This window comes from Acetobacter sp. DsW_063 (assembly GCF_002153745.1).
Lineage (GTDB): Bacteria > Pseudomonadota > Alphaproteobacteria > Acetobacterales > Acetobacteraceae > Acetobacter.
In genome coordinates this window covers 1-8,064 of sequence record NZ_JOPL01000131.1, presented here as the reverse complement: position 1 = coordinate 8,064, position 8,064 = coordinate 1, and the positions used below count along the sequence as shown (strand labels likewise).

6 protein-coding genes are annotated in these 8,064 nt (G+C 60.0%); 4 read left to right on the top strand and 2 right to left on the bottom strand.

The genetic code is table 11. The annotated features are described in order from the left end of the window. Positions 1–522: 522 nt before the first annotated feature. From HK28_RS13175 to cls, 4 genes are all read left to right on the top strand, one after another. Positions 523–1,800 (top strand): TIGR03862 family flavoprotein, encoded by a 1,278-nt coding sequence (locus HK28_RS13175; RefSeq protein ID WP_086644995.1) that lies wholly within the window; start codon positions 523–525, stop codon positions 1,798–1,800. Continuing rightward, the gene (locus HK28_RS13170; protein ID WP_086644994.1) at positions 1,797–3,275 is read left to right on the top strand and encodes an ATP-binding protein; all 1,479 of its coding nucleotides are present in this window, start codon (positions 1,797–1,799) and stop codon (positions 3,273–3,275) included. The genes HK28_RS13175 and HK28_RS13170 overlap by 4 nt, the downstream gene beginning before the upstream one ends. 104 nt (positions 3,276–3,379) lie before the next feature. Continuing rightward, the gene (locus HK28_RS13165) at positions 3,380–3,988 is read left to right on the top strand and encodes a preprotein translocase subunit YajC (protein WP_233140548.1); all 609 of its coding nucleotides are present in this window, start codon (positions 3,380–3,382) and stop codon (positions 3,986–3,988) included. A gap of 109 nt (positions 3,989–4,097) precedes the next feature. Further along, positions 4,098–5,543, top strand: coding sequence for a cardiolipin synthase (gene cls / locus HK28_RS13160; RefSeq protein WP_086644993.1), 1,446 nt, complete (start codon positions 4,098–4,100; stop codon positions 5,541–5,543). A 474-nt stretch (positions 5,544–6,017) separates the two neighbouring features. Here the strand turns inward: cls and HK28_RS13155 are convergent, their stop codons facing one another. Beyond that, positions 6,018–6,701, bottom strand: coding sequence for a peroxiredoxin-like family protein (locus HK28_RS13155; RefSeq protein ID WP_086644992.1), 684 nt, complete (start codon positions 6,699–6,701; stop codon positions 6,018–6,020). Between the two features lie 99 nt (positions 6,702–6,800). Then, entirely contained in the window at positions 6,801–7,895 is a 1,095-nt protein-coding gene (locus HK28_RS13150; RefSeq protein ID WP_086644991.1) for an alkene reductase, read from the bottom strand. Positions 7,896–8,064: the final 169 nt, after the last annotated feature.

The following is an 8,064-nucleotide window of genomic DNA, read 5'->3' as shown; positions in this document are numbered from 1 at the left end:
CTGCATTGCAGCAACGGCAGATCATCTCAAGACCTAACAGGCCCTAGTAATGCTGTATACCGTCATGGGGCAGGAACTCCTTCGGTAAATAAAAAGGTCACTGAAGGATGGCGCAAGGTCACGTGTTGCGAATGGCATGATTCCGCATACTCAACAGACGTCGCCATCGCTTACATTGCATATGTCGGCGACGACGTGATGTGCTTTCTCAATCCGGCTAGAAAAGGTCTTATCTGCTGCAACTGACCATGAGGTCGCTCGTTGGCCGGATATGGTCCTGAAGAAAGGAAGAGGAAGTCTTTTCAATCCCGATTACGGCAAATCCGGCAACCCGGTAAACGGAGACGCGTGTTCTGTCTGATCAAAGTCGTCATTCCGGTGACCAAATACACGAATTCGATTGATGCCGGCCTGCGTGGATTTTCCTGATGCCTGGACAAGGGAGAGTTGACGCATGCGCATTCACGCTTGAAACGGTCATCGATAACTTGTCCGTCTACTACGGAAAGGAACGACCCGAGGATGAGCGAACTGCAGAAGCCGCATGTCGTGGTTGTCGGCGGCGGTCCTGCGGGGCTGGCGGCGGCGGAAACACTCGCGGCGCGGTCCTGCGCCGTGACGGTGGTGGATCGTATGCCCAGTCTTGGCCGCAAGTTTCTGATGGCTGGTCGAAGTGGCCTCAATCTCACCAATAATGAACCTCTCTCTGGCTCTGACAGCGGCGGATTTATTCGCCGGTATGGCGATGCTTCATCGTGGTTGGGTTCCTCGGTGCGGGCGTTCCCGCCTGAGAAGCTTGTGAATTGGGCCGAGGAACTTGGGCAGCCCTGTTACAGCGGTGGCGGCGGTCGCGTGTTCCCGAAGGCGATGAAAGCGTCGCCATTGCTGCGAGCATGGCTGCAAAGGCTCGGTGTGGCTGGCGTGTTGGTTCAAACCGGCTCGCGCTGGATCGGGTGGAGTGAGGATGGCGGCCTCCTATTTGAACACAAGGACGCCGTTGCATCGATGACGCCCGATGCGACTATTCTTGCTCTTGGCGGCGCCAGTTGGTCCCGGCTCGGTTCGGATGCGCGCTGGGTGGGCGTGCTGGTGGAAAGGGGCGTCGATATGACGCCGTTTCGCCCGGCAAACTGCGGTTTCGTCGCTGCGTGGTCGGATACTTTTCGAGAACGCTTCGCCGGAACGCCATTGAAGCGTATCGCTGTAACATTTGAAGGCGCGACCTTGCGTGGTGAGGCAGTGGTGACGGCCCGAGGGATCGAGGGCGGGGTCATTTATGCGTTGTCGGCGGCGTTACGGGACGCCATCGACCGAGGCGATTCAACCATTTTACATCTCGATTTGCGACCGGATATCGACGAGGCGATGCTCGCCCGTCGCCTCGCTGGCGTGCGTCCGCGCGAAAGTCTGTCGAATCGTCTGCGTAAAGCGGTTCAACTTCCGCCCGTCGCGGCTGCGTTGCTGCGCGAGGTCGGCGAACCGCCGAAAGACCCCGTTTCGCTCGCCCGTTTATTGAAGGCGGTTCCAGTTTGTTTGACCGCCACGGATGCAATCGACCGCGCGATCTCCGTCGCGGGCGGCGTTGCAGCGTCGGCGTGTGACGAACGCTTTATGCTCAATGCCATTCCAGGCGTCTTTGTCTGCGGAGAAATGCTCGATTGGGAGGCCCCGACCGGCGGGTATCTTCTGCAAGCCTGCTTTTCGACTGGAAGGGCGGCAGGAGAGGGCGCTGCGCGCTGGCTGGAGATGCGTGGGCTGTTGCGCGAACAGGATTCGGGACTGTATCCCCACCCGTCATGAGCAGCGCTATCGATATGGGTGAAATTTCCGGCGGCGGACCGGCGACGCTCGACCTTGCCGAGCTTCTGGCCACGCGTTTGCTCGTGCAGGGCAATTCAGGTTCCGGAAAATCCCATCTTTTGCGCCGCTTGCTGGAGCAGACGGCGACACTGGTGCAGCAGGCGATCATCGATCCTGAAGGCGATTTCGTCAGTTTGGCCGAGGCCTACAGCCATCTCGTGATCGACGCGGCGGAGCACACGGAAGCAGCCTTGCAGGCGGCTGGCGAGCGGATGCGGGTGCATCGGGCGTCCGTCGTGCTGAATCTGGAAGGGCTCGACGCCGATCTCCAGATGAAGCGCGCGGCGGCTTTTCTGGGCGGCATGTTCGATGTGCCGCGGGCGCACTGGTATCCGGTGCTGGTCGTGGTCGACGAAGCGCAACTCTTCGCGCCGGCTGCTGCTGGAGAGGTGACGGAGGAGGCGCGTCGCGCCTCGCTCGGGGCGATGACCAACCTGATGTGCCGTGGACGCAAGCGCGGTCTTGCTGGCGTGATCGCAACGCAGAGGCTCGCCAAGCTGGCGAAGAACGTCGCGGCGGAGGCGTCCAATTTCCTGATGGGCCGCACCTTCCTCGATATCGATATGGCGCGTGCGGCAGACCTGCTCGGCATGGAGCGGCGACAGGCGGAAGCGTTTCGCGATCTTCCCCGCGGGAATTTCGTGGCGCTTGGCCCGGCTCTGACCCGGCGTCCGCAAACAATTCGCGTTGGCGCAGTGCGCACTGAAAGCCGCTCTGCTGGCCCGGTGCTCGCGCCGTTTTCTCCGCCGGTCGAGCCGGTTGCAGAACTGATTCTGGCGCCGCTTCCTGAACCGGAGCAGTTCGTCCGCCCTCGTCGTGTTGCCCCGCCTCCGCCCGACCTGCTGACGCAGTTGGCGAGTCATGGCGATGCGCTGGCCGAGGCGGCGACGGACGCCACGGTGGAGGCGCAGGAACCTGTCGATCCGGTCGAACGACGCCGCGCGCTGGCGGCTGTTTTACGGGAAGTTCTGGCTGAGGACGACGGGGGATTCAGGCCTCCAGCGTCCTTGTATCAGGATTTTCTCGTTCGCTGCCGTATCGCAGGCTTCGGTCGCGACGCCATGGACATGCGCGCTTTTCGTCGCGCGCTCGCCACCGCCCGCAGCGGTGTCGCCGAAGAGGTGGAGGAAACGGACGAATGGCGTGCGGCTGAGGAAGTCGCGTTCTCCTTGCCCGACGATATGCAGGGGACGTTTCTCTTTCTTGCGCGAGCCGCCATGGATGGAGCTCCATGCCCTTCGGACGCGGACATCGCGCGGATTTACGGGACGCATTCGACTGGCCGTGCGCGCCGGATGCTCGGATGGCTGGAGGAGCGCAATTTCGTCGTGCTGAGGCTCGACGGCGCCGGGCGTCGCCGAGCGGCGATCATAGGCCTTGGGTGGGAGACCGCGCCGGGCGACCCGGGGAGTTGAGACAGGGCAGAGCGTTGTTCCGGTGGATTGCCATGGAGAGATGCAGCGTGGATAAAAGGCCGCGCGCTGGTTGCGTAACTTGGCCAGAAAGAAAGAACGAAATCATGTCCTTCCCGCACCGCTTCGCTCTTGCGCTGGGCGCCGCCGTTCTCGGCGCAACAGTAATTTCGCCCGCGTCCGCGCAAGGCGTAATCACCAGCAACATGACTGCAGTCGACACTGTGGAGACGATTGATCCCGACACCGGGACGGTGCTGCTGACGACGGCCAACGGCGACCATGTGACGGTCAGCGTCCCGGCCGACGCTCGCAAGAAACTGCCGCACATTGAGCCCGGTGATCAGCTTCGCCTGCATTTCTTCCAGACCGTTGACGCCGAAATCGCGCCGCCTGACGCGCCGTTGCCTGAGTCCACCGTCTCCGCGAGCAAAGGCTACGCGCGTCGGCATCCTCATGGAACGATGGTCTCGTTCCGTCGCCAGCGCGTGCACGTCCTGGCCGTTGACGCGCCGCATCACACAGTGACGTTCAGCGACGGTGATCTGGCCAGCCGGACGGTCACAGTGCGCCAAAAGGCTATGCGTGATTTCCTTGCGACGCTGAAGCCTGGAGATACTGCAGACCTGACCACCATGGACTCGGTCGGGTTCGAGGTCCTCAACCGGACTGTGACGCCTGACGTCAAGGTCCAGGAAAACGCTGGACAGCACTAATTGCCGCTCGGTTGTCGGGTTCCGACGGCCGTCAACCCCTCGCCTTGCTGGCGTTAGCCGCGCCTTCTACGCTGCCCTGACTTGTTGAAAACGGGACGGGGTTTCGCGGATGAAATGGAGCACTTTCGGGGCGGTCGTCACCGTCGGTCTCCAGGTGTTTTTCATTATTCGCGCGTTGTTACGCCCCCACCGCCAGCCCACGTCGCGCGTGGCTTGGGTCGCTATTCTTGGCGCTCTGCCGCTGCTTGGTACGGTTGCGTATATTCTCCTCGGCGAAACATATCTCGCGCCAAAAATCGTAACGCGGATACGCGAGGCGATGCGGCGCCTGCCCGTTCCGGGGCGTCATTCGGATGAGTTGATAGACGCCGAACGTGAATTCGGGATGGAGCCGCGTCTGGCCCCACTGTTTCGAGTCGGCCAGTCTATCAGCGGCTATCTGCCGCTTGCGGGCAACAGCGCCACATTAATGCGGGATTCGGATGCGGCGATCGACGCCATCGTTGCCGATATCGAGGCATCCCGCGAGCATGTACACATAAGTTTTTATATCTGGCTGGCTGACAACAACGGCACGAAGGTAGTGACAGCGCTGATCGCCGCGGCGAAGCGCGGGGTGGTTTGCCGCGTGATGGCGGACGATCTGGGGTCGCGTCGCCTTATACACGGCAGCCACTGGAGCGCGATGGAGCGTGCTGGTGTGAGGCTGGTCCAGGCCCTGCCGCTGGGTAACGTGTTGCAAAGACCCTTTCGTGGGCGCTTCGACATGCGCAACCACCGCAAGATCGTCGTGATCGACAGTCGGGTCACTTATTGCGGCAGTCAGAACTGTGCGGATGCGGCCTTCAGGGTCAAGGCGAAATATGCGCCGTGGGTCGATGTGCTGGCGCGCTTCGAGGGGCCAGTAGTGCTGCAGAACCAGCACCTGTTCGCCACGGACTGGTTCGCACACACAGATGAAGACCTGACGACGCTTCTCGGCAATGCGCGGGCCGAGGAAACCGGTGGGATCGTCGCGCAGGTGATTGGCACCAGTGCCGCCGTGCGTTACGCCGCCATGCCAGAAATGTTCGTCTCGCTGATGGATGCGGCGGCGGCTGAGCTGACGGTCACGACGCCGTATTATGTGCCCGACGAACCGATCCAGATGGCTCTTTGCGCGGCCGCCAGACGCGGCGTGAAGACAACGCTTACGGTGCCGTTGCGTAATGACTCCTGGATCGTCGCGGGGGCAAGCAGAAGCTACTATAGGGATCTTTTGGACGCTGGCGTAAAGATTTACGAATATCCACTCGGGCTTCTGCATGCCAAGCTGATGACTGTCGATGGGAAAATGACGTTGATCGGTTCCGCTAATATGGATCGTAGAAGCTTTGATCTTAACTTCGAAAATAACATTCTCCTCGCGGACAGGCTGTTCACTGCGGACATCCGCGAGAGGCAGCAGACCTATATCAACGCCTCGATCCCGGTCCGCGAAGAGGTAGTGGACAGCTGGCCCAAATACCGCGTTTTTTGGAACAACGTTCTGGCGATGATCGGACCGGTTCTTTGACGAGGGGGTACTTTAACAGGGTGATTGTCTAATTCCGTCTACAAGAACAACTCCGATGCAATGTATTTTCAATCGTAAAAGCTTCGTATAAATCTGATGTTTATCAGAAAACTGCGAGGCGGTCTGACGAGAAGTCCGCCCTTTGGCCCATCTGCACTACGATCTATATTACTCACGTCAAATGCCCGTGCGGCCAATTGAGGTTCCGCTAGAAAATCGAATTGTCGCGCCAGCGATGAGGGCGGCCCCATGAGGGGGCGGGAGGTCATGGGATATGGCGCGATGTCAGGGTGGTGAGCACCGTAGTCGGGGAGTTATGGGCGCCACGAACGGCGGGGAACAGCGTTCGTGGCGCTCGGGCAGGGGATTATCCCTGCCAATAGTTTTCCGGCTTTAGTCAGGATTTCCCAGATCCTGAAGCATGCCTTCGCGAGCGCCGGTCACGAGGAAGACGCTTGACATATGTTTCGCCCTCTACACGGCGTTCGATTTTTTTTGTAATGCACGGCGCAGGGCTGGAAGCATGTCTGACGGCTCCGGGCGCCGCGTATAATCCGGATTGACTTCGGCATATAAAATTGTTCCGTCCTGTCCGATTACGTAACGGGCGGGCATCGGTAACGTCCAGCTATTGTCGCTGTTAAAGCTGGGTAGGTCATTTTTAAGGCTCTTATACAGTGCAACCAGATAATCAGGTAGCGCAAAGCGCAATCCAAAAGCCGCCGCCACGTCGTTATGTGCGTCGGACAAGATGGGGAAGTCGAGCGCGTTCTGCCGCACGGATTTTCGACTGTTTACGGAGTTTTGAGGTGAAATTGCGACAACGCTGGCTCCAAGGTCCTGAAAACTCGTCAGTGATTCCTGAAGAGCCTGCAACTCCATATTGCAGTAAGGGCACCAGACGCCACGATAAAAGCTGAGAACCAGTGGCCCGTTGGCCAGCAGTGATACTGAGGATATCGGGCGGTCGTCCGGGTCATTAAGGATAAAGGCTGGAGCCTTGTCGCCCGCCTTTAGTGCAAGGCTTGCGGCGTTCGATGCAATCAGTTCCGCCGTGGCGCGATGCATGGTTTCGATGACAGATGGAGGAACGTTGTAGGGAGGCTTGCCAGCCTCAAAGTCGGCCTTGAACGCGTCCAGTTTTGCCTGAAGAGTCATGAGATTTCTCCAAAGTTTTGTTAAGAGCAGAAGTTGTTTATCAAGTGGAGTTGCCAGGGAAGTTGCGCGGTCAGGCGTAGCTTCCCTGGAGGATAGAGCTCACGCAGCATCCCGGTATGCCGGGTAGTCGGTGTAGCCACGAGCGTCGCCGCCATAAAATGTTGAGCGATCATATCGGTTAAGCGGCAGGCCCGCGCGTAGTCGTGCAGGTAGGTCCGGGTTCGCAATAAAGGCGCGCCCGAATGCGACGGCATCCGCGTCTCCAGCGTTCAGCAATGCTTCCGCGCTTTCCCCGGTAAATCCGCCAGCGCCGATCACTGTTCCGCGGAAGATTTTGCCAAGATCACGCGCGGCGATCGGCGGAGCGGAGGCGATCAGTTCAGTGCCTTTGATCCTCGGTTCGACCACATGTAGGTACGCGATACTCATCTCATCCAGCTTGCGGCTTACATATCCGAAGGTCGCGGCCGGGTTGCTGTCCTGCATGGAACCGTAAGATCCGTCAGGCGTGAGGCGCACGCCGACCCGGTCGCTTCCCCAGACATCGATGGCCGCTTGCGTAACCTCCAGAAGAAAGCGCGCCCGGTTCTCGATCGGGCCACCGTAGTCATCGGTGCGGATGTTGGAGCCGTCTTGCAAGAATTGATCCGGTAGATACCCGTTGGCGCCGTGTATCTCGACGCCGTCGAAGCCTGCGGATTTCGCTCGTGCTGCGCCGGCGCCAAATTCCGCCACGATCAAGGGAATTTCATGACGCTCCAGCGCGCGCGGCATACTGAATGGCAAAGCGCCGTCAACAGTGTAGGCGTCGCCTGTGGCTGCAATTGCGGACGGCGCGACTGGCGCGGCGCCGTTCGGTTGCAATGCGCAGTGAGACTGCCGTCCGACGTGCCACAACTGCATGACGATCTTGCCGCCCCGCGCATGAACAGCGTCCGTAATAGCGCGCCAACCGGCAATTTGCGCGTCGTCATAGATGCCGGGCGCTGCAGCGTAGCCGTATCCCTGGCGGGAAATCGGCGTCGCTTCGGTGATAATCAGGCCGCCTTTGGAAGCGCGCTGGTCATAATATTCCCGCATCAGGGCATTGGGGATATCTCCAGCGCTGGCGCGCATACGGGTCAGCGGCGCCATCACAACGCGATGCCCGAGTTCCAGGGCGCCTGCACGGAACGGCGTAAATAACTTGCTCATGAGAAACGCCTCCAGGTCTGTATTCAGGATTGTGGAACAAGAGCGGTGACGCGTTGAATGGCGCGCTGCACAGTCGGGCGGGCCTCTACCTCCGCGAACCAGCGTGCGACATTGGGGGCGGCGTCTAGGCTCAGGACTCATTCTTTGAGATAGAAGATGAAGGATGCGG

Coding starts and splice junctions, on each gene's coding strand:
- HK28_RS13150 (WP_086644991.1), bottom strand. CDS start 7,895: ATGAGCAAGTTATTTACGCCGTTCCGTGCAGGCGCCCTGGAACTCGGG.
- HK28_RS13170 (WP_086644994.1), top strand. CDS start 1,797: ATGAGCAGCGCTATCGATATGGGTGAAATTTCCGGCGGCGGACCGGCG.
- HK28_RS13175 (WP_086644995.1), top strand. CDS start 523: ATGAGCGAACTGCAGAAGCCGCATGTCGTGGTTGTCGGCGGCGGTCCT.
- HK28_RS13155 (WP_086644992.1), bottom strand. CDS start 6,701: ATGACTCTTCAGGCAAAACTGGACGCGTTCAAGGCCGACTTTGAGGCT.
- HK28_RS13165 (WP_233140548.1), top strand. CDS start 3,380: ATGTCCTTCCCGCACCGCTTCGCTCTTGCGCTGGGCGCCGCCGTTCTC.
- cls (WP_086644993.1), top strand. CDS start 4,098: ATGAAATGGAGCACTTTCGGGGCGGTCGTCACCGTCGGTCTCCAGGTG.